The organism is Pseudomonas sp. SWRI68, assembly GCF_014269165.1.
In the GTDB taxonomy this organism is placed as follows: domain Bacteria; phylum Pseudomonadota; class Gammaproteobacteria; order Pseudomonadales; family Pseudomonadaceae; genus Aquipseudomonas; species Aquipseudomonas capeferrum.
Genome location: NZ_JABWRU010000021.1, coordinates 19,513 through 43,651, shown reverse-complemented (window position 1 = coordinate 43,651; position 24,139 = coordinate 19,513). Strand labels below are relative to the sequence as shown.

Genomic DNA, 24,139 nt, shown 5'->3' with positions numbered 1-24,139 from the left:
CGATTCGATCTGGAGTACCTGTACATGTTGAAAAGCAATGGCGAACGCCTGTGGGCGAGCCTGATGGCCATGGCCGAAGTCGGTGCCACGGCCCGTGGCGGCAGCTGCCGTCTGGCCCTGAGCGATGAAGACAAGGCCGGCCGAGAACTGTTCAGCCACTGGTGCCGCGAGGCCGGCCTGACCCTGTCGGTGGATGCCATCGGCAACCTGTTCGCCCGCCGCGCAGGCACCGATGCGCAGGCTGCACCGGTGATGATGGGCAGCCACCTCGACACCCAGCCCGAAGGCGGCCGTTTCGATGGTGTGTACGGTGTGCTGGCGGGCCTTGAGGTGGTACGCCGGCTCAACGACCTCGGCATCCGCACTCGCAAGCCGCTGGAGATTGCCGTGTGGACCAACGAGGAAGGCGCACGCTTCACGCCGGCCATGTTCGGCTCGGCAGTGTTCACCGGTACCCTTGACCTGCAGCAGGCGCTGGCGATTCGCGATGCTGCGGGCATCAGCGTCGCCGATGAGCTGCAACGCACGGGGTATGCCGGCCAGCGCCCCTTGGGCGGCAAGGTCGATGCTTATTTTGAAGCGCATATCGAGCAAGGCCCGATCCTTGAAGACAACGCCAAATGCATTGGTGTGGTCAGTGGTGGCCAGGCGATTCGCTGGCTCGACGTGACGGTCGAAGGCATGGCCGCCCACGCCGGCACCACGCCGATGCCGCTGCGCAAGGACGCCCTGTACGGCGCGGCACGAATGATCCAGGCGGTGGAGCAACTGGCCGCCGATTTCGCCCCCGAAGGCCTGACCACGGTGGGCGAGCTGTCGATTGCCAAGTCTTCGCGCAACACCATCCCAGGTGTACTGCGCTTCACCGTCGACTTGCGCCACCACCGTGACCAGGCCATTGAGGCGATGGAGCAAGAGCTTGGTCTGAAACTGCAGGCCATCGCCGCGCAGCGTGGCCTGCAGGTACGCATCGAGCGCCATTGGATGAGCCCGGCGACGCCCTTCGACGCCGCTTGTGTGGCCGCCGTGCAACAGGCCGTGGACGGCCTGGGCTATGCCCAGCAGGCGATTGTCAGTGGCGCTGGCCACGACGCTATTCTGCTCGCCCGTTACTGCCCGACAGCCATGGTGTTCATCCCCTGCGTCGGTGGCCTGAGCCACAACGAGGCTGAAGACGTGCTGCCCGACGATGCCCGCCAGGGCGCCGATGTACTGCTCAACGCCGTGCTGGCCCGTGCCGGCCGGGTCGAACAAGGAGAAGCCTGATGCGTTGCTACTTTCACCCCGAACAGTTGCTGCACCACCCGCGCAGCTACTACTCGCGCGGCGCCATGCGTACCCCGCAGGAAGTCCCTGAGCGTGCCCAGCGCCTGTTGCAGGCGGCCAAGGACCTTGGCTTCGACATTCGTCAGCCCGAAGATGCCGGCCTGGGCCCGCTCAAGGCGGTACACGGTGAGGCCTATCTGACGTTCCTCGAAGAGGCCCATGCACGCTGGAAGGAAGTGCCCGAGGAGTGGGGCGACGAGGTCATGTCGAACATTTTCGTGCGCGAGCCCAATGCCCTGCGCGGCATTCTTGCCCAGGCTGGCCGCTACCTGGCCGACGGCAGTTGCCCCGTGGGTGAGAACACCTGGCGCTCGGCCTACTGGTCGGCGCAAAGCGCAGTGGCCGCCGCCAAGGCCATTCTCGGGGGTGAGCCTGCGGCCTATGCGCTATGCCGCCCACCGGGGCACCATGCGCGTTTCGATGCGGCTGGCGGCTTCTGCTACCTGAACAACGCCGCCGTCGCGGCCCAGGCCTTGCGCGGCCGTTATCGCCGCGTGGCGATCCTCGATACCGACATGCACCATGGGCAGGGGATTCAAGAGATTTTCTACGACCGTAGTGATGTGCTGTATGTGTCGGTGCACGGTGACCCGACCAACTTCTACCCGGGGGTGGCCGGGTTCACGGACGAGCGCGGCGAGGGTGTGGGGGAGGGCTACAACCTCAACCTGCCGATGGCGCACGGGGCCAGTGAGACGGATTTCATGAATCAGCTTGAGATTGCGCTGAGTGCGGTGAAGGACTTTGGTGCCGAGGTGCTGGTGTTGTCGCTGGGGTTCGATATCTACGAATTGGACCCGCAGAGCAAGGTGGCGGTGACCACCGACGGGTTTGCGGCGTTGGGTGAGCGGGTTCGGGCGCTGCGTTTGCCGTGTGTGATAGTGCAGGAGGGGGGGTATCACCTGGAGAGTTTGGAGGCGAATGCGCAGGCGTTTTTTGGGGATAGGGTGGATTGGCGTTAGGGGTTGGGTGGGTGTCAGGGCTGCCAGGTGTTCGCCACGGCAAATTCAGCGCCTGGGAGATCGAGCGCCGCCCGCGCGGCGCATCGCGAGCTGCGCTCGCTCCTACGTTTGTTGCGGGCCAGTTTTTCCTGTGAGATTTGCGCGCGAACGCCTTGACGCATGGCTCGATATCGCCTTGTACAAACAAGGCGGTCGCGCGCGCCTGTTACAGGCATGACTGGCACGAAACCAACGTAGGAGCGAGCGCAGCTCGCGATGCGCCGCGCGGGGGGGCTCGATCTTCCAGGCGCTGCAAATGCCATGGCAAGCCCTAAACCCACTAAACCCCACCCCGCCGCACATGCTTCACCAGCACCTTCTCCAACAGCTCCCACATCGCAGGGTCGGTACTGAACGCCACATTGAACCGCATCCACCCCGTCGCCTTGGCATCCACCATGAACAACTGCCCAGGCCCAAGCATGATCCCTTGCTCCAGCGCATCGTCCAGCAACGCCGCGCTATCCGGAATCGCCGGATGCCGGGTCCAGATGTACATCCCTTCGTCCGACTCGGTAAACAACTCGAAACCCAGCCGATGCAAGTGCCGGCCCACTTCCTGGTGCGCCTCGGCCAAACGCTGGCGCAGGCGTTTGAGGTGCTTGCGCCAGCGCCCGTCGATGATCGCGGCATACACCACGCGCTCCATCACCTGCGAGGTGGTGAGGCCCGAGCGCATTTTCAGGTGTACCAGTTTCTGCATCAGCTCCGGGTTGGCCATCATGTAGCCAACCCGCACGTTGGGCGAAATGCTCTTCGAGTAACTGCCCACGTACACCACCTGCTGCAGGTGGTCGAGGCTGGCCAGGCATGGCTGCGGCTCGGCGACCATGTCGGCGTACAGGTTGTTCTCCACCAGGCGGAAGCCATGCTGGCTGGCCAGTTGCAGCAAACGGTGCAGCTGCGGCAGCGGGGTGCGTGAGCAGGTCGGGCTGTGCAGGTGCGGCTGGGTGAAGAAGGCCGTCGGGCGGTGGTGCGCCAGCAGTTGCTCCAGCTGGTTGAGGTCGTAGCCGTTGGGTGTGCGCGGTACGCCGACCAGCGTCGCGCCCTGGGTGCGCAGGATGCTCATCAGGTTGGGGTAGCCGGGGTCGTCCACCAGCACCACGTCACCTGGGCGTACCAGGGTGCGCGCGGCCAGGTCCAGGGCTTGGCTGGCGCCGTGGGTGAGCATCAGTTGCGCCGGGTTGGCGACAATCGACAGCTCCTGCTGCAGGTTCTGCGCGGTCAGCGCACGCAGTTCCGCCAGGCCCATGGGGTCGCCATAGCCAGACAGCTCCAGCGGGCTCCCGGCGACCTGGCGCAAACCGCGGCGCAGGCCGTCTTCGTACATCCAGTCATTGGGCAACCAGCCGCAGCCGGGCTTGAACGGCAGTTGGCGGATCTCGAAGATCTGCTGCAGGTACCATTCAGAGTTGAACGTTGGTCGACTGGTGTCGGCCTCGGCATTGTGTTTTTCCAGCAACTCGCCGGCCGCGCGATTGATGAAAAACCCCGCGTTACCCCGGCTTACCAGCAGGCCCTGGGCGACCAGACGATCATAAGCCTCGACCACGGTAAAGGTACTCACCGAGTAAGTCGCGGCAAAGGCGCGGATAGACGGGACCTTGGCCCCAGGCTTGAGCGTCTGGTTGTCGATCAGCTCGCGCAGTCCATCGATGATCTGATTGACCAGCGGGGTTGGGGAGTCTGGGTGTAATTCGAACATTCGGGGGCCTTCAGGGTGCTTGGCGCCAGGCGCCTGCAAGGTGTATTGCATGGGCGGCCTGTACAGTGCAGTGCGAGATTCATGCCACTGTGCATGGCTCTCTGCGTCGGACATTTTTACATTAGGTGTCGGATATCGCCACATAAAGCATGTTCAGTTCGCTCGAAGGGCAAACCTTCGGGCGCGTCAGCAGGCCGCCATGGATGGCCTGCGTGTGTTTGTTCACACCATCCTGCCCGCATTAGCACTGATGTACAGGTGAGGCCGCTAGCCATCGGGGCCTCACAGTTTTCCTTGGATAAAAAGAAGCACGGGGTACACAACTGATGGACGCAACATCCACAACCACCACCGCGAAAGGCGGGCACGAGAGCAAGCTCAGTGCCTCCCTCAAGTCGCGCCACCTGACGATGATGTCGATCGCCGGGGTTATCGGCGGCGCCTTGTTCGTCGGTTCCGGCAGCGTGATCCACAGCGCCGGCCCGGCCGCTGTCCTGGCCTACCTGGCAGGCGGCATCCTAGTGGTGCTGATCATGCGCATGCTCGGCGAAATGGCGACGTCCTCGCCTGACACCGGCTCGTTCTCCACCTACGCCGACCGCGCCATTGGCCGCTGGGCCGGTTTCACCATCGGTTGGCTGTACTGGTGGTACTGGGTAATCCTCATGGCGTGGGAAGCCTACGTGGCGGGCAAGATCCTGCACGGCTTCTTCCCTGACGTCAGTGTCAACGTGTTCGTGCTGGCCACGACCCTGCTGCTGATCACCGTCAACTTCTTCAACGTCAAGCACTACGGTGAGTTCGAGTTCTGGTTCGCCTTGATCAAGGTGATTGCCATCGTCTGCTTCCTGGTGGTGTGCACCGCCGCCGTGATGAACGTCTGGCAGTTCGGCGAAGTGCGCGGCATCAGCCATCTGACCGCAGAAGGCTTCATGCCCAACGGCATCACCACGGTGATTGGTGCCTTGCTTGGGGTGATGTTCGCCTTCCTCGGCGCCGAGATCGTGACCATTGCGGCATCCGAAGCCAAGGACCCGGCAGCCCAGATCGTCAAGGCCACCAACTCGGTGGTATGGCGTGTGTGCCTGTTCTACGTCGGCTCGATCTTCCTGATCGTCTGCCTGGTACCGTGGAACGACCCGCACCTTGGCGTCTCGGGCTATGGCGCCTACCGCCGTACCCTGGAGCTGCTGGGCGTGCCGTATGCCGAGTTGCTGATGAACTTCGTGGTCCTGACCTCGGTCAGCAGCTGCCTGATCTCCGGTCACTACACCGCGTCGCGCATGCTGTTCTCGCTGTCCCAGCGTGGCGATGCGCCGTCGTTCTTCAAGATCACCCGCGCCGGCACCGGCGTACCGGTGTACGCGATCATGGGTTCGTGCGCCGTGGCGGTAGTCTGTGCGCTGATCAACTTCAGCGAGACCCTGCGCCCGAAAGACGTGCTGGACACCCTGATGAACACCACCGGCATGATCGCGTTGCTGGTGTACCTGGTGATCGCCTTCTCGCAACTGCGCATGCGCCGCAAGCTGATCGCCGAAGGCAAGGAAGTCCGCCTGAAGATGTGGCTGTTCCCGTGGCTGACCTACCTGGTGATCGCGTTCATCGTGGCCGCCCTGGTGACCATGGCGTTCATGCCTGACTACCAGATCCTGGTGATTTCCACCGGCATCGCTGCGGCGGTCGTGGTGGCCATGGGCGTCGTGCATCAGATCCGCAGCGCCAAGCGCCAATAAGCCTTAGTCGCTGTTCGAAACGGCCGGCTCCCTTGGGGACCCGGCCGTTTTTGCATTCTGGGCCTGGCTTTCTTCACTCGCATGCCGGTCAGGCATGTGGAAGCGCTGGTTCATCCAGGGTGAACCGAGCAGGGCGGCGGCAGCGATCAGGGTCAGGATGGCCAGGGCCAGGTATGTTTTCATAGGCATGCGCATGTAAGGAGTGACTTCAAGCATAGGCAGTCAGTTCCGGCCTGCGAGGAACCCCTAACAGGCAGCACATGGCTTATGCTCAGCGCATTGCCCGCCCAAAGGAGCCGCACATGGCCTGGTCCGCCACCCAGTATTCCCTCTTCGAGAATGAGCGCACCCGCGCCGTACGCGACCTGCTGACCGCCGTGCCGCCACACCCGGTGCGTCATGCCACGGACCTGGGCTGCGGCCCGGGCAACTCCACCGAAGTGCTGCTGCAGCGTTACCCCGATGCCCAGGTAATGGCGCTGGACAGCGACCCCGACATGATCGACAAGGCCCGTGAGCGCAAACGGTTGTGTGTGCCCCGGGTACGCTGCGCCATTGCCGACATTGGCAAATGGACCGCGCCGCAAGCACAGGACCTGATCCTGGCCAATGCCTCGCTGCAATGGGTGCCCAACCATGCTTCGCTGTACCCGCACCTGGTCAGCCAGTTGAGCGAGGGCGGCAGCCTGGCGGTGCAGACCCCGGACAACCTCGACGAGCCGGCGCACCGGCAATTGCGCGAGATCGCCAGCCAAGGCCCGTGGGCCGCCAAGTTTGCCGACTACCAACTGCCGCCCAGGCACAATGCGGCGTTCTATTACGACTTGCTCAGCCCACTGTGCACGCGGGTGGATGTGTGGCGTACCACTTACCATCACCCCTTGGAGGGTGGCGCCGAAGCCGTGGTGGAGTGGTTCAAGGGCTCGGCGTTGCGGCCTTACCTGGCCAGGCTGGACGAGCACGAGCAGGCAGGCTTTCTGCAGATGTACCTGCAGGCGATGCAGCGCGACTACCCGCCGTCCACCGACGGCAAGGTTTTGCTGCCGTTCCCGCGGTTGTTCGTGATCGCTACCCGGTAGGGCGGCGCCAGCGCCAAAGCACGTAACCGTAAATGCCGACATTGAGCAGCAACACCACGCTGCCCAGCAGCAACTGGGTCTGTGGTGTCAGGCCGGCGGGGTAGATGAGCGGCCAGATGTAATGCTCGACGAAGCCGCCCTGGTAGCCCGCATCGCCAGCGGCGCTGCGCATGCGGTTTTCCCAGCTGGTCAGCGGGCAACCCAGGTGCAGGTATTCCACCGCCAGGCCCCAGGCCAGGGCTGGAAGGTGCACCAGCAGGGCAGGGCGCCAACGCAGCACCAGCAGGCCGCCGAACAGCACCAGCAGGATGAAGGCCAGGTGCAGCAGCACCAGCGTGTCGGCGGTCAGGCGAAAGAGCATTGGCAGTTATCCAGGCGGTAGGGTGACGCGAGCTTTGCGTTAGCGGGAAGCTATGGGGCGGATTTACAACCCTTCCTGCACCATTTGCAAGAACGTCGCCACCACCCGCCGTGTACGCTGCTCGCTCAGGCACACCAGCGTCTCGGTCAAGTGCCGCTGGCAATCGACGATCGGCAACGCACACACCCGCGCATCGGCGCCAAACTCCGCCGCCGACACCACCCCCACGCCAATCCCCACCACCACCGCTTCACGTGCCGCTTCGCGGCCCTCTACCTGGATCGCCGGCCGAATCCGCAAGCCGGCCCGCTGCATCTCTTCCTCCAGCGTCTGTCGCGTTACCGACCCAGGCTCGCGCAGCACCAGCGGTGTGTCATCCAGGTCCGCCAGGCTGATCGAACCGCGGCTGGCCCACGGGTGATGATGGGAAACGAACGCCACCATCGGGTCGCGGCGCAGTGGCAGGCAATGCAGGCGCTCATCGTCGACATCCCGCCCCAGCAGTGCCAGGTCGGCCTGGTAGCTGAACAGCCGGGCCAGCGACTCATCGGTGTTGCCGGTCTCGATCTTCACCTGGATACCCGGGTAGCGCTGGCAGAACCGGGCGATCTGCGGCAGCACATGCACCGGTGCATCCACCGCCAGCACCAGGCTGCCGGTGTGCAGGGCGCGCGAGTCCTGCAGCAGCTCAAGGGCTTCGGCTTCGCAGGCGAACAGGCGTTGGCTGATGCCCAGCAGGCGCTCGCCCAGGTCGGTCAGTTGCACCGAGCGCTTGTTGCGGTGGAACAGCAGCACGCCGAAGCGCTCTTCGAGCTTGCGCACCTGGTCGGAGACTGCCGGCTGGGTAAGAAACAGCTTTTGCGCCGCCCGGGTGAAGCTGCCGTGCACCGCCACGGCGTGGAAGGCCTTGAGTTGAGCGTGTGAGACCGACATGACGATTCCAGTAACAAGCTGAGCTTATGTGTGAAATACGATAAATCGATTTTATTTATCAGTCACCAGCTGTTTCCATAGCTCTCAGCCCAACGCTGGTGCCACAAGCGCCAGCCGGGCCATGGTGCTCTTGCAGCGCCATCTGACCCGATGACGGGCCACCGTCATCGCTGTGCGCAACACAAGAACAAGACAGGCGTTTCTTCACATTCTGCCGGCACACTTGAGCAAGAGGTCAGACTCACATGAACCATTCCCTAGCCACGTTCAAACGCTGGCGTATGCAGATTTTCGCAATTACCTGGCTGGCTTATGCCGCCTTCTACTTCACCCGCAAGGCCTTCTCGGTGGCCAAGCTGGGTATCGCCGAAGACCCAAGCTTCATGCTCGACAAGGCCGCCATGGCCAACCTCGATGCCATCTACCTGGCTGCCTATGCGGTGGGCCAGTTCACCTGGGGCATGCTTGCCGACCGCTTCGGCCCTCGCGTGGTGGTGCTCGGCGGTTTACTGATTTCGGCGGCGGCGGCCGTGGTGATGGGCAGCTACGCGACCTTCCCGATCTTCGCCACCTGCATGCTGATCCAGGGCTTGGCGCAGTCCACCGGCTGGGCCGGCTTGTGCAAGAACATCGGCAGTTTCTTCCCCGCCGCGCAGCGCGGCCGGGTGCTGGGCCTGTGGAGCTCGTGCTATGCCTTCGGCGGCCTGGTGGCCTCGCCGTTTGCTGGCTGGTGGGCCTACACCCTGGTCGGTACCTGGCACGCAGCGTTTTACTCCAGTGCCGCCGTGGTCGCGCTGGTGGCCGTGCTGTTCTTCTTCCTGCAGCGCAACAAACCTGAAGACGTCGGCTTGCCCGCCGTCGAGCCCGAGCCGCAAAGCATGGCGCCGGGCGCCAACCTGTGCAGCGTCTGGGCGCCCCTGCGCGAGATCATGCGCAACCGCACGGTACTGACCCTGGGCCTGGCCTACTTTCTGCTCAAACCGGCGCGCTACGCCATCTTGCTGTGGGGGCCGGTAATCGTCTTCGAGCAGATGCCATCGGTGGGCAAGGTCGGCGCGGCGATCATCCCGACCGCCTTCGAGCTGGCTGGGCTGTTGGGGCCGATCATGATTGGCCTGGCCTCCGACAAACTGTTCGGCGCGCGGCGCATGCCGGCCTGCGTGATCAGCTTGCTGCTGTTGACGGTGACCCTGGCGGCGTTCATGGCAGCCATGCACAGCGGCAGCGTCGTCATGGTGGTGGGCCTGCTGTTTGTCATGGGCCTGACCCTGTACGGGCCGGACTCGATGATCAGCGGTGCGGCTGCCATCGACTTCGGCACGGCCAAGGCCGGCGCCACTGCCGCGGGCTTCGTCAATGGCTGCGGCTCGGTGGGGGCGGTGCTTGGCGGCCTGCTGCCCGGTTACTTCGACAGCGTCACGGTGTTCATCGTGTTCGCCGGTTGCGCACTGTTCTCGGCCCTGGTGCTGTTGCCGCACTGGAACAGCCGCCCGGCCACCCTGGCCGAAGCCAATGACGTGGCACCCAACACCAGCATGGCGATCAAGCCACTGCGTACCTAAAGGAAAGCGAGCGAATGAGACCCTTCTGGCTGCAACAGGCCCTGGATTCGGAGCAGGATGCGCTATGCCCGCCGCTGCAAGGCGACGCGCGTTGCGACGTATGCATCGTTGGCGGGGGCTACACCGGCCTCTGGACTGCACTGATGCTCAAGGAGGCGGCGCCGGCGCTGGACGTGATGCTGATCGAAGCAGACATCTGCGGCGCAGGTGCCAGTGGGCGCAATGGCGGTTGCGCGCTTTCCTGGTCGGCCAAGTACTTCACCCTCGAACGCTTGTTCGGCACGGCCGAGGCGGTGCGCCTGGTGCGCGAGTCGGAGCGCAGCATTGCGGCCATTGGTGCGTTCTGCGCGGCCAACGGCATCGACTGCGACTACCGCCTCGACGGCACCTTGTACACCGCCACCAACCAGGCCCAGGTGGGCGCGACCGATGCGGTGATCGCGGCGCTGGCGCTGCAGGGCATCAACTCATTCGAACGCCTGCCGCTGGAGGCTGTGCAGCGCCTGGCCGGCTCGGCGCGGCACCTGGAAGGCTGGTTCTCCCCGGCGGCCGCCACCGTGCAGCCTGGGCGGCTGGTGCGTGGCCTGCGCCGTGTGGCCTTGCAGCGCGGGGTGCGCATCCATGAAGGCACGGCCATGGCCAGCCTGGAACACGGCGCGCCAGTGCAGGTGCGTACCGCCCACGGGACGGTGCGCGCCGACCGCGTGGTGCTGGGCCTCAATGCCTGGATGGCGCGGGCCTTCCCGCAGTTCGAGCGCAGCGTGGCCATCGTCTCCAGCGACATGGTGATCACCGAGCCGTGCCCCGACCTGCTGCGCGAAATTGGCTTGAACAACGGCGTCAGCGTGCTCGACTCGCGGATCTTCGTGCATTACTACCACAACACCTCGGATGGCCGGCTGATGCTCGGCAAGGGCGGCAATACTTTCGCCTATGGCGGGCGCATGCTGCCGGTGTTCGACCAGCCTTCGCCGTACCGGCCGCTGCTGCGCGAAAGCCTGGGCGCGTTCTTCCCGGCCCTGGCCGAGGTGCCGCTGGCGGCCAGCTGGAACGGCCCGTCGGACCGCTCGGTGACCGGGCTGCCGTTCTTCGGCCGGCTGGACGGGCAGGGCAATGTGTTCTACGGCTTTGGTTATTCCGGCAGCGGCGTCGGGCCGTGCCACATGGGCGGGCAGATCCTCTCGTCGCTGGCGTTGGGGCTGGACAACCCGTGGTCCCGCTCGCCGCTGGTCAACGGCCCGCTGGGGTTGTTCCCGCCCGAGCCGATTCGCTACCTGGGCTCGCTGATGGTGCGCAATGCCATCCGTCGCAAAGAGCGCGCCGAGGACCGCGGGCTACGGCCACGGCACCTGGATGTGCGCCTGGCGCGTTTCGCGGCGGCGGCCGGCAAGGCCGACAAAGCATGAGATTTCTTGTCGATCACAGGCCCGAGGGCGTATAAACTGCACCCACTTTTTGGCCGGTCGCTTCCTGAACTGGCCGTTGAAACAAGAGAGTCGACATGGGCGCACAGTGGAAAGCCAAACATAGAGAAACAGCGGCCAATGCCAAAGGCAAGGTCATGGGCAAGCTGTCAAAAGAGATTCAGATCGCTGCCAAATCGGGCGCCGATCCCGACATGAACCCGCGCCTGCGCCTGGCCATCGTGCAGGCCAAGAAGGCCTCGATGACCCGCGAGACTCTGGATCGGGCAATCCGCAAAGGTGCTGGCCTGGACGGTGATGCCGTGCAGTACCATGCGGTGAGCTACGAAGGCTTCGCACCGCACCAGGTGCCGCTGATCGTCGAGTGCCTGACCGACAACATCAACCGTACCGTCGCGCAGGTGCGTGTGCTGTTCCGCAAGGGCCAGCTGGGTGCAAGCGGCTCGGTGGCCTGGGACTTCAACCACGTTGGCCTGATCGAAGCCACCCCGAACGGCGATGCCGACCCGGAAATGGCCGCCATCGAAGCCGGTGCCCAGGACTTCGAGGAAGGCGAAGAAGAGGGTTCGACCCTGTTCATCACCGACACCACCGACCTGGACGCTGTGCAGAAGGCCCTGCCGGAGCATGGCTTTACCGTGGTCTCGGCAAAGATCGGCTACACGCCGAAGAACCCGGTGAGTGCTGCCAGCCTGAGCGCTGAGGCGTTGGCCGAGGTCGAGGCGTTTCTCGAGGCGATCGACGAGAACGATGACGTGCAGAACGTCTATGTCGGCCTGACTGACTGATTTGTGCCTCTGGGGCCGCTTGGCGGCCCTTTCGCGACGCAAGGCCGCTCCTACAGGTACAGCGCTGTACCTGTAGGAGCGGCCTTGTGTCGCGAAACGAGGGCGCAGCCCTCGCCTGCGGCCCGGAGACGAACACCCATGAACCCAACTTTCGCCTCCCTCAGCCTCGCCCACCTGCGTACCCTCGACCACCTGCTGCAGCTGAAAAACCTCAGCCACGCCGCCGAGCGCCTGGGCGTCAGCCAATCGGCCCTGAGCCGCCAACTGGCCCACCTGCGCGAAGCCTTCGACGACCCGCTGCTGGTGCGCCAAGGCCGTGGCTACGTGCTCAGCGAATATGCCGAAGCGTTGGTCGAACCCCTGCGCCAGGTACTCGAAGAGCTTCAGGCCCTGCGCCAACCGGCCGTGTTCGACCCGGCCCGTTGCGAACGGCGCTTCTGCCTGGCGGCCTCCGACTACGTCGCCGAGCACATGCTGCCGTTGCTGGTGGCGGCGCTGGAGCACGAAGCTCCCGGCGTCAGCCTCGAATATCGCACCTGGCAAGCCGGCCAGTATGCCTTGCTGGCCAGCGGCGAAATCGACCTGGCCACCACCTTGTTCGACGAGTCGCCCGCCAACCTGCATGGGCGCTTGCTCGGTGAGGATCGCGCCGTCTGCCTGATGCGCCGCGATCACCCGCTGACAGCCCATCACACGCTCAGCCAGGCGGACTACCTGGCACACAAGCATGTGCGCATCTCCGGTGGTGGCGACAAGGACAGCTTCATCGACCGCCACTTGCGCGCCCAGGGCCTGCAGCGGCGGGTCAGCCTGGAAGTGCCGTTTTTCTCCGCCACGGTGCAGGTGATCGGCAACAGCCAGGCGGTGGCGACGGTGCCCGAGCACATTGCCCGGCAACTGTGCCGCCTGCATGACCTGGCCTGGCGGCCCTTGGGCTTTATCGACCACAGCCAGCGCTACTGGGTGGTCTGGCACCAACGCCTGCAGGCCTCGGCCGAGCACCGCTGGTTGCGCAACCGGGTGTTCGAATTGTGGCGCCAGTCGCAGTTCGGCGTGCACGGTGGGCATGCGCCAACGCCATAGGAGGTATGCGCGAAGCGGGGTTCATTGGGGGGCAGGCGGCACTTAGACTGAAAGGCAGCAAACTGCCCAAAGGAGACCGCCCGTGACCCCCGAACAATTCCGCCTGTACGGCCACCAACTGATCGACCTGATCGCCGACTACCGCCAAACCGTGGGCGACCACCCGGTGATGGCCCAGGTCGAGCCCGGCTACCTGAAGGCAGCCCTGCCAGCATGTGCCCCGCAGCAGGGCGAACCGTTCGAGGCGATTCTCGACGACGTCAACAAACTGGTCATGCCAGGCCTGTCCCATTGGCAGCACCCGGATTTCTACGGCTACTTCCCCTCCAACGGCACGTTGTCGTCGGTGCTGGGTGATTTTCTCAGCACCGGCCTGGGCGTACTGGGCCTGTCCTGGCAGTCCAGCCCGGCCTTGAGCGAACTGGAAGAAACCACCCTTGACTGGCTGCGCCAGCTGCTGGGCCTGTCAGGGCAATGGAGCGGGGTGATCCAGGACACCGCCTCGACCAGTACCCTGGTGGCGCTGATCTGCGCCCGCGAACGTGCCAGCGGTTACGCGTTGGTGCGTGGCGGCCTGCAGGCCCAGGCCAAGCCGCTGATCGTCTACGTCAGCGCTCACGCCCACAGCTCGGTGGACAAGGCCGCACTGCTGGCAGGTTTTGGCCGTGACAACATTCGCCTGATCCCCACCGACGAGCGCTTCGCCCTGCAGCCGGCTGCCCTGCAAGCAGCCATCGAGCAGGACCTGGCGGCGGGTAACCAGCCGTGTGCGGTGGTTGCGACCACCGGCACCACTACCACCACGGCACTCGACCCGCTTCGCCCGATCGGTGAAATCACCCAGGCCCATGGCCTGTGGCTGCATGTCGACTCGGCCATGGCCGGCTCGGCGATGATCCTGCCGGAGTGCCGCTGGATGTGGGATGGCATCGAGCTGGCCGACTCGGTGGTGGTCAATGCGCACAAGTGGCTGGGCGTGGCCTTCGACTGTTCGATCTACTACGTGCGCGACCCGCAGCACCTGATCCGCGTGATGAGCACCAACCCCAGCTATTTGCAGTCGGCGGTGGATGACGAGGTGAAGAACCTGCGCGACTGGGGCATCCCGCTGGGGCGCCGCTTCCGTGCGCTGAAACTGTGGTTCATGTTGCGCAGTGAGGGTGTCGAAGCGCTGCAGGCACGCTTGCGGCGTGATTTGGAGAATGCCCAGTGGCTTGCCGAGCAGGTCGAGGCGACGCCGGGCTGGGAACTGCTGGCGCCGGTGCAATTGCAGACGTTGTGCATCCAGCATCGGCCGGCGGGGCTGGAAGGGGAGGCGTTGGATGCGCATACCCGCGGCTGGGCCGAGCGGCTCAATACGTCTGGGGATGCCTATGTGACGCCGGCAACCTTGAATGGCCGGTGGATGGTGCGGGTGTCGGTGGGGGCGCTGCCTACCGAGCGTGAGCATGTCGAGAAACTGTGGCGGGGGCTGCAGGCAGTGGTCAAGGGCTGAAAATGCAGGGGGCCGCAAAAGCGGCCCCCTACGGTCTATCAGTGGCTTACGGTCTGGAGGCTACCTTTACGGCTGGCCTCATACGCTTCTTTGTCCATCGGCTTGGCCTGCGGATTGCCCAGGTCTTCCATCGCCATGCGGTGGGTTTCCGGTGCAATGTACGCCGCCAGGGCGCAGATGCAGGTGATGAAGAACGCCATGCTACCGACCACCAGCGGAATGTTGTCCGAGCCTGGCGGTGCCACGATGGCGAACAGTGCGGGCAACATGGCGGTCAGCATGGTGCCGATGTTCTGCGCGATGGCCATGGCCGAAACACGGTAACGGGTGTGGAACAGCTCTGGGTAGAAGCTTGGGAACACCGCGTTGTAGCCCTGGTAGACCATGCCCCACATCACGATCGAGGCGGCGAAGGCCAGCGGCACGTTCTGGATGCTGATCGCATACAGGTAGACGAAGGCCAGCAGGCCTGAGCCCAGGCACCCGGCGATCATGGTCGGGCGACGGCCGATCTTGTCGGACAGGTTGCCGACAAAGGGAATCACCAGCACCGCAACGATATTGCCGACCACCGGGATCCACAGGTACACGCTCTTGTCGAAGCCGATGCCATAGGCCGGCTGCACCGCGTAGGCCGCGCCGAAGATGGTGGCGACCACCGGAATCACGTTCATCAGTGCCATGAACATCACCAGCACCATGTGTTTCCAGCTATGGCGGAAGGCCTCGCTGACCGGCGACTTGGCGACTTTGTCCTGCTTCTCTTCCTTCACGAACGCAGGCGTCTCGTGCACTTCCTTACGGATGATGAAGCCGGCGATCAGCACCACGGCGCTCATCAGGAACGGAATGCGCCAGCCCCAGTCATTGAAGGCTTCGCTGGGCATGAAGTAGGCCAGTGGCAGGAATACCGCCGCCGCCAGAACCTGGCCGGCCTGCACGCCTTGCAGGGTGAAACTGGCGTAGTAGCCACGTCGGCCGAACGGCGCATGCTCCATGATCATCGAACTGGCCCCGGAAATCTCGCCGGCCACGGCAAAGCCCTGGATCAGGCGCAGCACCACCAGCAAGACGGGGGCGAGGATGCCGATGTCGTGGTAGGTGGGCAGCAGGCCCACGGCCATGGTCGACAGGCCCATCAGGAACATGCACAGCAGCAGTACGTTCTTGCGCCCGCGGGTATCACCCCAGTGGCCGAGCACAAAGGCCCCGACCGGGCGGGCCAGGTAGCCGACACCGTAGGTAGCCAGCGAGGCGATGATCGCCATCTTGGGGTCGGTATTGGGGAAGAAGATCTGCGGGAAGATCAGGGCCGCAGCCTGGGCATAGATGAAGAAGTCGTAGTACTCGAGTGCCGAGCCTATCCATCCACTGGCGGTCGCTTTCTTGGCTTGAGAGCTGGAGTGAGCCATCGTTGTCTCCGTTGTTCTTGTTGGTTCCCGCACGGCGCGTGGCAAACGTGGGGGTTATCTCGGGAGTGGGGTCAAACGTGAAGTGCGGGGGTATTCCGCGCCAAGGCCGTGACAGACAGCCAGGAGACAGGTGCGGAACGCAAGGCCAGAGCAGTGTTCATAGGTCGGTACCCGGTTTTATTGAACTTATTATGTTGTGACGTTGGGCTTGTCAGCGCAGGTTCTGCCGAACGACCGTCTTGGCAAAGGGCATCGGTCGGTGTGCCTGCGTCTGGTTTCATGTTGACCACGGGTTGGCGGTGTAGCAATTCGCGAAATCGGGTTCTGTTCGGTAATCGAACACAAAACTAACCATTCCGTACAAAGGGATTGATGAGGCGACTTTACCTGCGAATAATCGATCGTGCCAGGTACTGTCACAGTAGGTTTCCTGCGCCGTCGCCCCCTAACAACAAGGAAATCCCGCCATGCAGCGTTCGATTGCCACCGTGTCCTTGAGCGGCACCCTGCCGGAAAAGCTCGAAGCCATCGCCGCCGCCGGCTTCGACGGCGTCGAGATCTTCGAGAACGACCTGCTTTACTACGCTGGCAGCCCGCGTCAGGTTCGCCAGCTGTGCGCCGACCTGGGCATCGCCATTACCTTGTTCCAGCCGTTCCGTGATTTTGAAGGCTGCCGCCGCGACCGCCTGCAGAAGAACGTCGACCGCGCCGAGCGCAAGTTCGACCTGATGCAGGAACTGGGCACCGACCTGGTGCTGGTGTGCAGCAACGTTCAGGCCGACGCCCTGGGCGACGAACAGTTGCTGGTGGACGACCTGCGCCTGTTGGCCGAGCATGCCGGCCAGCGAGGCCTGCGCATCGGTTATGAAGCCTTGGCCTGGGGCCGCCACGTCAAGACCTACCAGCAGGTCTGGAACCTGGTGCGCCAAGCCGACCACCCGGCCCTCGGGGTGATTCTCGACAGCTTCCATACCTTGTCGCTCAAGGGCGACCCCAGCGCGATCCGCGACATCCCTGGCGACAAGATCTTCTTCGTGCAGATGGCCGACGCCCCGATCCTGGCCATGGATGTGCTGGAGTGGAGCCGGCATTTCCGCTGCTTCCCAGGGCAGGGCGAAATGGACCTGGCGGGCTTCCTCGCCCCAATCCTTGCCACCGGCTATCGCGGCCCGCTGTCACTGGAAATCTTCAACGACGGCTTCCGCGCCGCGCCGCCTCGGCAGAACGCCGCCGACGGCTTGCGCTCGCTGCTGTACCTCGAAGAGCAGACCCGCCTGCGCCTGGAGCAGGAGGCCGTGGCGGTGGAGCCGGGCGTGCTGTTCACCCCGCCTGCGGCCAGCGCCTACGACGGCGTGGAATTCCTCGAGTTCGCCGTCGACGAGGCGGTGGGCGCACGCCTGAGCAGCTGGCTGAAACGCCTGGGCTTTGCCGATGCCGGCAAACACCGCAGCAAGGCCGTGCAGCTGCTGCGCCAGGGCGACATCAACATCGTCCTCAATGCCGAACCCTACTCGTTCGGCCACAACTTCTTCGAGGCGCACGGGCCTTCGTTGTGCGCCACGGCGTTGCGGGTCAAGGACCAGCAGGCTGCGCTGAAGCGTGCCACCGCCTTCCGCGGCCAGCCGTTCCGCGGCCTGGTCGGCCCCAATGAATGTGAAGTGCCTGCCGTGCGGGCACCCGATGGCAGCCTGTTGTACCTGGTAGAGCCGGGCAGCGCTGGCCAGACGTTGTACGACACCGACTTCAGCCTGGACAAAACCGCCAATGCCAGCGGTGGCCTGCGCCGTATCGACCACATGGCGCTGGCGCTGCCGGCCGAGTCGCTGGACAGCTGGGTGCTGTTCTACAAGAGCCTGTTCGATTTCGCTGCCGACGACGAAGTGGTGCTGCCGGACCCTTACGGCCTGGTCAAGAGCCGTGCCCTGCGCAGCCAGTGCGGCACCCTGCGCCTGCCACTGAACATCTCCGAGAACCGCAACACGGCCATTGCCCATGCACTGTCCAGCTATCGCGGCTCGGGTGTGCATCACATCGCCTTCGATTGTGACGACATCTTCCGTGAAGTAGCGCGCGCCAAGCTGGCCGGTGTACCGCTGTTGGAGATTCCGCTCAATTACTACGACGACCTGGCAGCGCGTTTCGACTTCGACGACGAGTTCCTCAGCGAATTGGCGTACTACAACGTGCTGTACGACCGTGATGCCCAGGGTGGCGAGCTGTTCCACGTCTACACCGAACCGTTCGAGGAGCGTTTCTTCTTCGAGATCATCCAGCGCAAGGGTGGCTATGCCGGGTATGGCGCGGCCAACGTCGCGGTGCGCCTGGCGGCGATGGCCAAGGCCCGCAGCGGGGTGGCGCGCAAGCCGGTCCTGTAACTGCCGCAGAACTCATGTTTCATTGAGTCAGCAGGGGCGTGTGGTTGCACTCGTCGAAGATCCTTCGGCGTAGGCTCATCGCCCCTCGGCCACCATCAGCAGCGCCTGCGGCACCGCACTTTGCGGGTGCTGCGGCTCCTGCAGGCTGACCAGGCGCAGCCCGGCCATGTCCAATGCATTGAGCCAACTGGCCAGCGTGCGGAAATACCACGGCATCGGCCGCCAGGCCCCGGCAAACCCTGCGAACGACTCTTCCCGCCAGCCATCCTGATAATCGCCCGCTGCCACGCTCCAGGGGTGCAATGTCTGGATCACCAGTGCACCACCGGGTGCCAGCAAGCCCTTCAGTGCTGCCAGCAGCGCAATGATGTCCTGGTGCAGCAGCGCGAAATTGGCACAGATCAGGTCATAGTCACGGCCAACGTTGACGTCGCCCTCGGCTAGCTGGGCGTAGCTGGCAAGGTGAACCTGCGCGGACCCAGCCGCACGTGCCGCGGCCACCAGGGTCTGATCGCCATCCACCCCGGCCGCCTCGATGCCGCGGTCGGCAAGTGCCCGCAGCAACCAGCCTTCACCACAGCCAAGGTCCAGCACGCGCTCGGGTTGGCGGCCCAGAATGGCCAGCAGGATGGCCTGGTCGGTAACCTGGCGGCGGCTCTCGATGGCGCCGCTGCGCACCGCGTCGATCCAGGCTTGGGCGTTGTGCTGCCAGCTGTGCAGCACGGTGTCTTCGGGGTTGGGCATGAGGGTGTCCGCGGCAGTGGGTTGGTTCAAGCATAGGCCGCCATCGCGGCCCCTTGGGGGCTACACGCTGGCCGAGACATTGAACTTGATTTGCGCGCTGACGCTAATGTGGTGTTTCAGAAATACCAATCAAAATTATTTACCCAGGACCCGTGCCGCACGGGCGACTGAGGCCAGAATGTCTGTGGCTTTTTTAAGGGGGGGGTTGTGGATGCCTTGAGACTGTATGCGGGGCCACCAGGTGCCTGGCTTGGCATTTTCAGCGCCTATCAGATCGAGCGCCGCCCCAACTCCAAACCCAAGACAGGCACCTAGCCGCCATCACTTACTGACCATCAGCTCCGGCCCCAGGTAGTCGTTGACCAGCTCGATATCATCATCCCCCAGGCTGCCCACCGATGACGCCAGGCGCAGGCGCGACATCAGGTAGTTCAGCTTGGCCTCGAACAGGTCATGGCGCGCGTCGAACAGCAGTTCTTCAGCGTTGAGCACATCCGAATTGGTGCTGGTACCACCCTCCTTGAACCCTTTGCGCGTCGAGATCAGCGAGCGTTCGTTGGACGCCACGGCCTTTTCCAGCGCCTGGATACGCATGGCCCCACTCTGCACGCCGCGGTACTCACGGGTGGTGCCCGAGATGACTTCCTGACGGGTGGCGTCGAGTTCGTCCAGTGCTTTCGAACTGTTGGCGCTGGCCTGACGGGTCAGCGCGCTGGTGCTGCCGCCGCTGTACAGCGGGATGTTCAGTTCCAGCCCGATCGAGTTGTACTGGTTGCGCTGATTCAGCTCTGAAATCGACTGGCTGCTACCTGCGGTGTAGCCCGCCACAAAGTCCAGCGTCGGCCAATGCCCGGCCCTGGCCCGGTTGACCTCTTCTTCGGCAAGCTCATAGCTGTGCCGGCGTGCGTGAATCAGCGGGCTGTCGGCCTGGGCCTTGACCAGCCAGTCCTGCAGGTTGCCCGGTAGCAGTGGCGGGGTGTTGAAGCCCGGCTGCAGTGTGGTCAACGATGCCGGGGTTTCACCAATGTATTCCTCAAGCGTGCGGCGGGCGTTGACCAGGTTGTCTTGCGCCTCGATCAGGTCGGCCTCGGCCAGGTCGCGACGGGCGACCGATTCGTCGATGTCGGTCACCGTGCCGGCGCCCAGCTCCATCCGCCGCTTGGCCGAGGCAAGTTGCTCTTCGAAGGCGTTCAGCTTGGCCTTGGCCAGGGTGATGGTTTCGCTGGCCAGGAGTACATCGAAGTAGCTGTCGGCCAGGCGCACCGCAGCATCCTGGCTCTTGGCGTCGAACACCGCGACGCTGTAGTCGGCACGCTGCTCGCCCTGGCGGTACTCAGCCATTTTCTGCTTGTTGAACAGCGGCTGGCGCAGGCGCACGCTGGCGCCCTTGGAGTCGTAGTCCAGATCGTTCTCGAGGCTGTTCTGGTGCTGGGTGCCATTGACCTTGTTGTAGTAGGCCGTGGCATTGATCTGCGGCAGCAGGCCGGCCTGGCCAATGGCCCGGTTCTCCATGCCGGCTTGTTTTTCATGCTCGGCGGCGCGGTAGACAGGGCCTTGGTATTGCAACAGGTCCCAGGCTTGTTTCAGGTCCATGGCACTGGCCGGCAAGGACAACCCCAACAGGCACAACAACAGGCAGTGTCGGTTCATTTCATTGCTCCTTGAAAGCACTGTCCACGCGTTCGAGCATTGGCTTGAGCAGGTAACTGAGCAGATTGCGCTCACCGGTCTTGATGGTGACGGTGGCGGGCATGCCGGGCCGTATGTGGTTGCTGCCCAACAGGCTCATGCCGGCGGGCGAGACGTCCACCTGGGCCAGGTAGAAGGGTTGCTTGCTTTCTTCATCAAGCAGGCGGTCGGCAGAGATGGTCTTCACCCGGCCAGGAATGTTCGGTGTCTGGGCGTGGTTGAAGGCCGGGAAGGCGATGTCCACGGCAAGGCCTGGGACCATCTTGTCGATGGCCTGTACCGGGATCATCGCGTCGACCTGCAACGGCTCGTCCAGCGGGACCACTTCCATCAGCTTGGCGCCGGGCTGGATCACCCCGCCGACCGTGGCGATGCCCAGCGCCTGGACCATGCCGTCGATGGGCGAGCGGATCACCGTGTGGGTCACTTCGTAGTCCAGCGCCCGCAGGCGGTCGGCCAGGGTAGTGTTTTCCTTGGCGGTGTCGGTCAGTTGCGATTCGACCTCTTTCAGGTAATCGTGCTGGCGCTGCAGAATGCGCAGCTTGATCTCGGTGGTCTGGCTGCGCACCCGGGCGATATTGTTGAGGTTCTCGGCCTGGCCGGCGGACAGGTCGGCGTTGCTGCGTTCAAGTTCCAGCAGGCGGTTGCGTGGCACATACCCTTCGGCCGCCAGCACGCGGGTGCCTTGCAGTTCCTGGCCGAGGAAGTTGATCTGCGAGGCGCGGGCGCCATACACCTGCTGCAGGCCCTTGAGCTGCACGGCCGATGCCGCCAGGTTCTCTTCGAGGATGCTGATCTCGCCAGCCAGGCCGGCGCGGCGGGTATCGAGCAAGCGTTGCTGCAAGTCCATGGCGGCCAGCAGGCGCGGGTCAGTGCCGAAACGCGTGAGCAAGGCCGGGTCGAAGTTGACCGTGTCGCGGCTGTCGCGCTCGGCTTCCAGGCGGTTTTCCACGGTCTTGCTGACAATGTACTGGGCGCTGACCGCGCCTTGTTCGGCCACGGCGCGCAGGGCATTGAGGCGCACCAGTTCCTGGCCCTTTTTCACCACGTCGCCTTCGCGCACCAGGATCGCCTCCACGGTGCCGCCACTCAAGTGCTGCACCGCCTTGCGGTTGCTGGTGACCTTGACCGTGCCGGTGGCGACCACGCCGGCATCCAGCGGCGCCAGGCACGACCACAGCAGGAAGCCGCCGAAGCCGGCAACGACCAGCCATACGCCCCAGCGCGCCGGTTTGCCGGCATCCAGGTCGATCAGGTTTTTCGCCTCGGCGGGGATCAACTCGGTAGGTTGGCTCATGTGCATGATCGGTCACTCCCGTACTTTTACCGACGCCAGTGGCGCCGCTGTGCCCGCCGGTATCACGCTGGCTTTACGCAGCGCTGCGAAGACTTCGTCGCGCGTGCCCAGCATCTGCACGCCGCCGTCACGCAGCATCAGCACTTTGTCGACGGCGCACAGCACGTTGGGCCGATGGGAAACCAGTATCACCGTGGCGCCACGCGCCTTGAGTTCAGCCAGGGCATCGACCAGGGCCTTTTCACCGACGTCGTCGAGGTTGGCGTTGGGTTCATCCAGCACCACCAGGTTGGGTTCGCCGTACAACGCACGGGCCAGGGCAATACGCTGCTTCTGGCCACCGGACAGTGGGCTGCCATCGGTACTCAGGCGGGTGTCGTAACCCTGCGGGAAACGCAGGATCATTTCGTGCACACCGGTGCTCTTGGCAGCGCGGATGGCCGCCTCGCTGTCCACCTCGGCAAACCGCGCGATGTTGTCGGCGATGGTGCCTTCGAACAGCTCCACGTCCTGCGGCAGGTAGCCGAGCCAGGGGCCGAGTTCGCTTTTGTTCCAGTTGAAAATGTCGGCGCCGTCCAGGCGCACCTTGCCGGCCTGGGTCGGCCAGACGCCAACCAGCAGGCGGGCGAGGGTGGACTTGCCCGAAGCGGAGGGGCCGATGACGCCCAGGCTTTCGCCCGGCGCCAGGCTGAAACTGACCCCACGCAGAATGGTGGTGTTGGTGCCGGGGGCGCCGGCGAACACATTCTCTACGGCGAGCATGCCCACCGGCCGTTGCAGCGACATGCTCGGTGGCCGGCGTGGGTAGTCCTGTAGCAACTCGTTGAGCCGGCTCCAGGCCGTGCGGCAGCCGAGCAATTGCTTCCAGGAGGCGATCACCTGTTCAACCGGCCCCAGCGCGCGGCCGGTGAGGATCGAACAGGCGATCATCATGCCCGGGGTGATCTTGCCTTCGATTGCCAACAGCGCGCCGGTGCCAAGAATCAGCGATTGCAGGGTAATGCGCACAAAGCGCCCGGTACTGCTGATCAGGGCTGCACGGTCGGAGGCCAGGGTCTGCATCTGCAGGATGCGCAGGTGGCTCTGGTACCAGCGCTTGCTGATCGACGGCAGCATGCCCATGGCCTCGATGACTTCGGCGTTGCGCAGGTTGTTGTTAGCGTAGTTGGCGGAGGACAGTGCCGCGTGGTTAGCCTCGGCCAGCGGTTTGTGCGTGGCCTTTTCGGTGAGGTACGCCAGGCCCGCGAGGATCATCGAGCCGATCATTGTGATCAGCCCGAGCAGCGGGTGGATCAGGTAGCAGACCAGCAGGTAGATCGGTGTCCACGGTGCATCGAAGAAGGCGAACAGGCCATTGCCGGTCAGAAACTGGCGGACCTGCGCGAGGTCTTGCAGGGCCTGGGCCGGATTGCCCCCGGCGCGGTTCAGGTTGCGCTCGAAGGCGGCGCTGAAGATGCGTTGGTTGAGGTCCATGTCCAGGCAATTGCCGACCCGGATCAACACCCGGGTGCGGATCATTTCCAGGGCGGACATCAGCAGGAACAGCCCCACCACCAGCAGGGTCAGCATCGTTAACGTGGTGATATTGCGGCTGACCAGGGCGCGGTCATAGACCTGGAGCATGTACACCGCTGGCGTCAACATCATGACGTTTATTACGCCGCTGAAGCCTGCCAGGGCGTAGAAGCTGCGGCGCAGGCGAAAAAGCGCCTCGGCCAATTCGGAACGGGTGCGCGGCTGCTTGTGCATCTGGGGCCTCCCTCTTCACAAAACCGGAGGCCGTTGCGGCGTCCCGGACAGCTCTAGCTGTGGCTTCTGATCGGCTCGCAGGCGGGTCGCTCTATAGGCGTGTTGTCCGAAAACGCTGCGTTGCTCCCACAAGCAGCAGCGTAGGTTGCAGAGAAATGTCTTGTAATATCATTTTGCTCTATAAATGCATTGAACTTTTCATAAGTCACGTAAAAACAGCGAGTTGCAACGCATTATCATCGAGAGTCATTTTTACGGCGGCTTATTGACAAGGTTTGACTCTACGACTTTAGTCTTGGTTATTCGGGCCCTGAATGGTTACCGGCAAGGCCGTACCTACAGGGATCGCGTTTGACCAGAAGTCATCGCCTGTACATCCC

19 protein-coding genes are annotated in these 24,139 nt (G+C 64.0%); 10 read left to right on the top strand and 9 right to left on the bottom strand.

The genetic code is table 11. The features are described 5' to 3' along the window. Window positions 1–24 precede the first annotated feature (24 nt). Together HU770_RS22645 and HU770_RS22640 are read left to right on the top strand one after the other, a co-directional pair. On the top strand, window positions 25–1,266 hold the full coding sequence (locus tag HU770_RS22645; protein WP_186665602.1) for a Zn-dependent hydrolase: 1,242 nt from the start codon (window positions 25–27) through the stop codon (window positions 1,264–1,266). After that, on the top strand, window positions 1,266–2,288 hold the full coding sequence (locus HU770_RS22640; protein WP_186665600.1) for a histone deacetylase family protein: 1,023 nt from the start codon (window positions 1,266–1,268) through the stop codon (window positions 2,286–2,288). Before HU770_RS22645 ends, HU770_RS22640 begins: the two co-directional genes overlap by 1 nt. 319 nt (window positions 2,289–2,607) lie before the next feature. Here HU770_RS22640 and HU770_RS22635 read toward each other — a convergent pair whose 3' ends face one another. Continuing rightward, the gene (locus tag HU770_RS22635) at window positions 2,608–4,032 is read right to left on the bottom strand and encodes a PLP-dependent aminotransferase family protein (RefSeq protein ID WP_186665598.1); all 1,425 of its coding nucleotides are present in this window, start codon (window positions 4,030–4,032) and stop codon (window positions 2,608–2,610) included. Between the two features lie 326 nt (window positions 4,033–4,358). Here HU770_RS22635 and HU770_RS22630 point away from each other — a divergent pair, with 326 nt between their 5' ends. Continuing rightward, complete coding sequence (locus HU770_RS22630) at window positions 4,359–5,768, top strand: amino acid permease (RefSeq protein ID WP_186665595.1); 1,410 nt, start codon at window positions 4,359–4,361, stop codon at window positions 5,766–5,768. Between the two features lie 3 nt (window positions 5,769–5,771). Here the strand turns inward: HU770_RS22630 and HU770_RS22625 are convergent, their stop codons facing one another. Continuing rightward, window positions 5,772–5,963, bottom strand: coding sequence for a hypothetical protein (locus HU770_RS22625; protein WP_186665676.1), 192 nt, complete (start codon window positions 5,961–5,963; stop codon window positions 5,772–5,774). Between the two features lie 107 nt (window positions 5,964–6,070). Here HU770_RS22625 and tam point away from each other — a divergent pair, with 107 nt between their 5' ends. Beyond that, on the top strand, window positions 6,071–6,847 hold the full coding sequence (tam, locus tag HU770_RS22620) for a trans-aconitate 2-methyltransferase (protein ID WP_033697108.1): 777 nt from the start codon (window positions 6,071–6,073) through the stop codon (window positions 6,845–6,847). Here the strand turns inward: tam and HU770_RS22615 are convergent. Both HU770_RS22615 and HU770_RS22610 read right to left on the bottom strand, forming a co-directional pair. Beyond that, window positions 6,837–7,208 (bottom strand): DUF2784 domain-containing protein, encoded by a 372-nt coding sequence (locus HU770_RS22615; RefSeq protein WP_186665593.1) that lies wholly within the window; start codon window positions 7,206–7,208, stop codon window positions 6,837–6,839. The two genes, tam and HU770_RS22615, sit on opposite strands and share 11 nt — an antisense overlap. 63 nt (window positions 7,209–7,271) lie before the next feature. Continuing rightward, entirely contained in the window at window positions 7,272–8,141 is an 870-nt protein-coding gene (locus tag HU770_RS22610; protein ID WP_033697112.1) for a LysR substrate-binding domain-containing protein, read from the bottom strand. A gap of 245 nt (window positions 8,142–8,386) precedes the next feature. On the opposite strand from HU770_RS22610, the gene HU770_RS22605 reads away from it, so the two are divergent. The 5 genes from HU770_RS22605 (at window position 8,387) to HU770_RS22585 (ending at window position 14,493) form a co-directional block, all read left to right on the top strand. Continuing rightward, window positions 8,387–9,703 (top strand): MFS transporter, encoded by a 1,317-nt coding sequence (locus HU770_RS22605; protein ID WP_156310120.1) that lies wholly within the window; start codon window positions 8,387–8,389, stop codon window positions 9,701–9,703. A 14-nt stretch (window positions 9,704–9,717) separates the two neighbouring features. Then, complete coding sequence (locus tag HU770_RS22600) at window positions 9,718–11,109, top strand: FAD-dependent oxidoreductase (RefSeq protein WP_186665591.1); 1,392 nt, start codon at window positions 9,718–9,720, stop codon at window positions 11,107–11,109. Window positions 11,110–11,204: 95 nt separating this feature from the next. Beyond that, on the top strand, window positions 11,205–11,915 hold the full coding sequence (locus HU770_RS22595) for a YebC/PmpR family DNA-binding transcriptional regulator (RefSeq protein WP_033697117.1): 711 nt from the start codon (window positions 11,205–11,207) through the stop codon (window positions 11,913–11,915). Window positions 11,916–12,053: 138 nt separating this feature from the next. Beyond that, window positions 12,054–12,998, top strand: a complete 945-nt coding sequence (locus HU770_RS22590; RefSeq protein ID WP_033697119.1) for a LysR family transcriptional regulator — start codon at window positions 12,054–12,056, stop codon at window positions 12,996–12,998. 82 nt (window positions 12,999–13,080) lie between these two features. Continuing rightward, the gene (locus HU770_RS22585) at window positions 13,081–14,493 is read left to right on the top strand and encodes a DOPA decarboxylase (RefSeq protein ID WP_186665589.1); all 1,413 of its coding nucleotides are present in this window, start codon (window positions 13,081–13,083) and stop codon (window positions 14,491–14,493) included. A gap of 38 nt (window positions 14,494–14,531) precedes the next feature. Here the strand turns inward: HU770_RS22585 and HU770_RS22580 are convergent, their stop codons facing one another. Beyond that, entirely contained in the window at window positions 14,532–15,905 is a 1,374-nt protein-coding gene (locus HU770_RS22580; protein ID WP_033697123.1) for an MFS transporter, read from the bottom strand. Between the two features lie 467 nt (window positions 15,906–16,372). Between HU770_RS22580 and quiC the strand changes: the two genes are divergently transcribed. Then, window positions 16,373–18,280, top strand: coding sequence for a 3-dehydroshikimate dehydratase QuiC (quiC, locus tag HU770_RS22575; protein WP_186665588.1), 1,908 nt, complete (start codon window positions 16,373–16,375; stop codon window positions 18,278–18,280). Between the two features lie 75 nt (window positions 18,281–18,355). Here the strand turns inward: quiC and HU770_RS22570 are convergent, their stop codons facing one another. The 4 genes from HU770_RS22570 to HU770_RS22555 form a co-directional block, all read right to left on the bottom strand. Then, window positions 18,356–19,024 (bottom strand): methyltransferase domain-containing protein, encoded by a 669-nt coding sequence (locus HU770_RS22570; RefSeq protein ID WP_033697127.1) that lies wholly within the window; start codon window positions 19,022–19,024, stop codon window positions 18,356–18,358. Window positions 19,025–19,345: 321 nt separating this feature from the next. After that, window positions 19,346–20,674, bottom strand: coding sequence for a TolC family outer membrane protein (locus HU770_RS22565; RefSeq protein ID WP_186665586.1), 1,329 nt, complete (start codon window positions 20,672–20,674; stop codon window positions 19,346–19,348). Between the two features lies 1 nt (window position 20,675). Beyond that, the gene (locus tag HU770_RS22560) at window positions 20,676–22,016 is read right to left on the bottom strand and encodes an HlyD family type I secretion periplasmic adaptor subunit (protein ID WP_186665583.1); all 1,341 of its coding nucleotides are present in this window, start codon (window positions 22,014–22,016) and stop codon (window positions 20,676–20,678) included. Between the two features lie 6 nt (window positions 22,017–22,022). Further along, complete coding sequence (locus HU770_RS22555; RefSeq protein WP_186665581.1) at window positions 22,023–23,759, bottom strand: type I secretion system permease/ATPase; 1,737 nt, start codon at window positions 23,757–23,759, stop codon at window positions 22,023–22,025. Between the last annotated feature and the right edge of the window lie 380 nt (window positions 23,760–24,139).

What these genes read in the sequence shown, in the direction of transcription:
- HU770_RS22645 (WP_186665602.1), top strand. Translation starts at nt 25, where the DNA reads ATGTTGAAAAGCAATGGCGAACGCCTGTGGGCGAGCCTGATGGCCATG.
- HU770_RS22640 (WP_186665600.1), top strand. Translation starts at nt 1,266, where the DNA reads ATGCGTTGCTACTTTCACCCCGAACAGTTGCTGCACCACCCGCGCAGC.
- HU770_RS22635 (WP_186665598.1), bottom strand. Translation starts at nt 4,032, where the DNA reads ATGTTCGAATTACACCCAGACTCCCCAACCCCGCTGGTCAATCAGATC.
- HU770_RS22630 (WP_186665595.1), top strand. Translation starts at nt 4,359, where the DNA reads ATGGACGCAACATCCACAACCACCACCGCGAAAGGCGGGCACGAGAGC.
- HU770_RS22625 (WP_186665676.1), bottom strand. Translation starts at nt 5,963, where the DNA reads ATGCGCATGCCTATGAAAACATACCTGGCCCTGGCCATCCTGACCCTG.
- tam (WP_033697108.1), top strand. Translation starts at nt 6,071, where the DNA reads ATGGCCTGGTCCGCCACCCAGTATTCCCTCTTCGAGAATGAGCGCACC.
- HU770_RS22615 (WP_186665593.1), bottom strand. Translation starts at nt 7,208, where the DNA reads ATGCTCTTTCGCCTGACCGCCGACACGCTGGTGCTGCTGCACCTGGCC.
- HU770_RS22610 (WP_033697112.1), bottom strand. Translation starts at nt 8,141, where the DNA reads ATGTCGGTCTCACACGCTCAACTCAAGGCCTTCCACGCCGTGGCGGTG.
- HU770_RS22605 (WP_156310120.1), top strand. Translation starts at nt 8,387, where the DNA reads ATGAACCATTCCCTAGCCACGTTCAAACGCTGGCGTATGCAGATTTTC.
- HU770_RS22600 (WP_186665591.1), top strand. Translation starts at nt 9,718, where the DNA reads ATGAGACCCTTCTGGCTGCAACAGGCCCTGGATTCGGAGCAGGATGCG.
- HU770_RS22595 (WP_033697117.1), top strand. Translation starts at nt 11,205, where the DNA reads ATGGGCGCACAGTGGAAAGCCAAACATAGAGAAACAGCGGCCAATGCC.
- HU770_RS22590 (WP_033697119.1), top strand. Translation starts at nt 12,054, where the DNA reads ATGAACCCAACTTTCGCCTCCCTCAGCCTCGCCCACCTGCGTACCCTC.
- HU770_RS22580 (WP_033697123.1), bottom strand. Translation starts at nt 15,905, where the DNA reads ATGGCTCACTCCAGCTCTCAAGCCAAGAAAGCGACCGCCAGTGGATGG.
- quiC (WP_186665588.1), top strand. Translation starts at nt 16,373, where the DNA reads ATGCAGCGTTCGATTGCCACCGTGTCCTTGAGCGGCACCCTGCCGGAA.
- HU770_RS22570 (WP_033697127.1), bottom strand. Translation starts at nt 19,024, where the DNA reads ATGCCCAACCCCGAAGACACCGTGCTGCACAGCTGGCAGCACAACGCC.
- HU770_RS22565 (WP_186665586.1), bottom strand. Translation starts at nt 20,674, where the DNA reads ATGAACCGACACTGCCTGTTGTTGTGCCTGTTGGGGTTGTCCTTGCCG.
- HU770_RS22560 (WP_186665583.1), bottom strand. Translation starts at nt 22,016, where the DNA reads ATGCACATGAGCCAACCTACCGAGTTGATCCCCGCCGAGGCGAAAAAC.
- HU770_RS22555 (WP_186665581.1), bottom strand. Translation starts at nt 23,759, where the DNA reads ATGCACAAGCAGCCGCGCACCCGTTCCGAATTGGCCGAGGCGCTTTTT.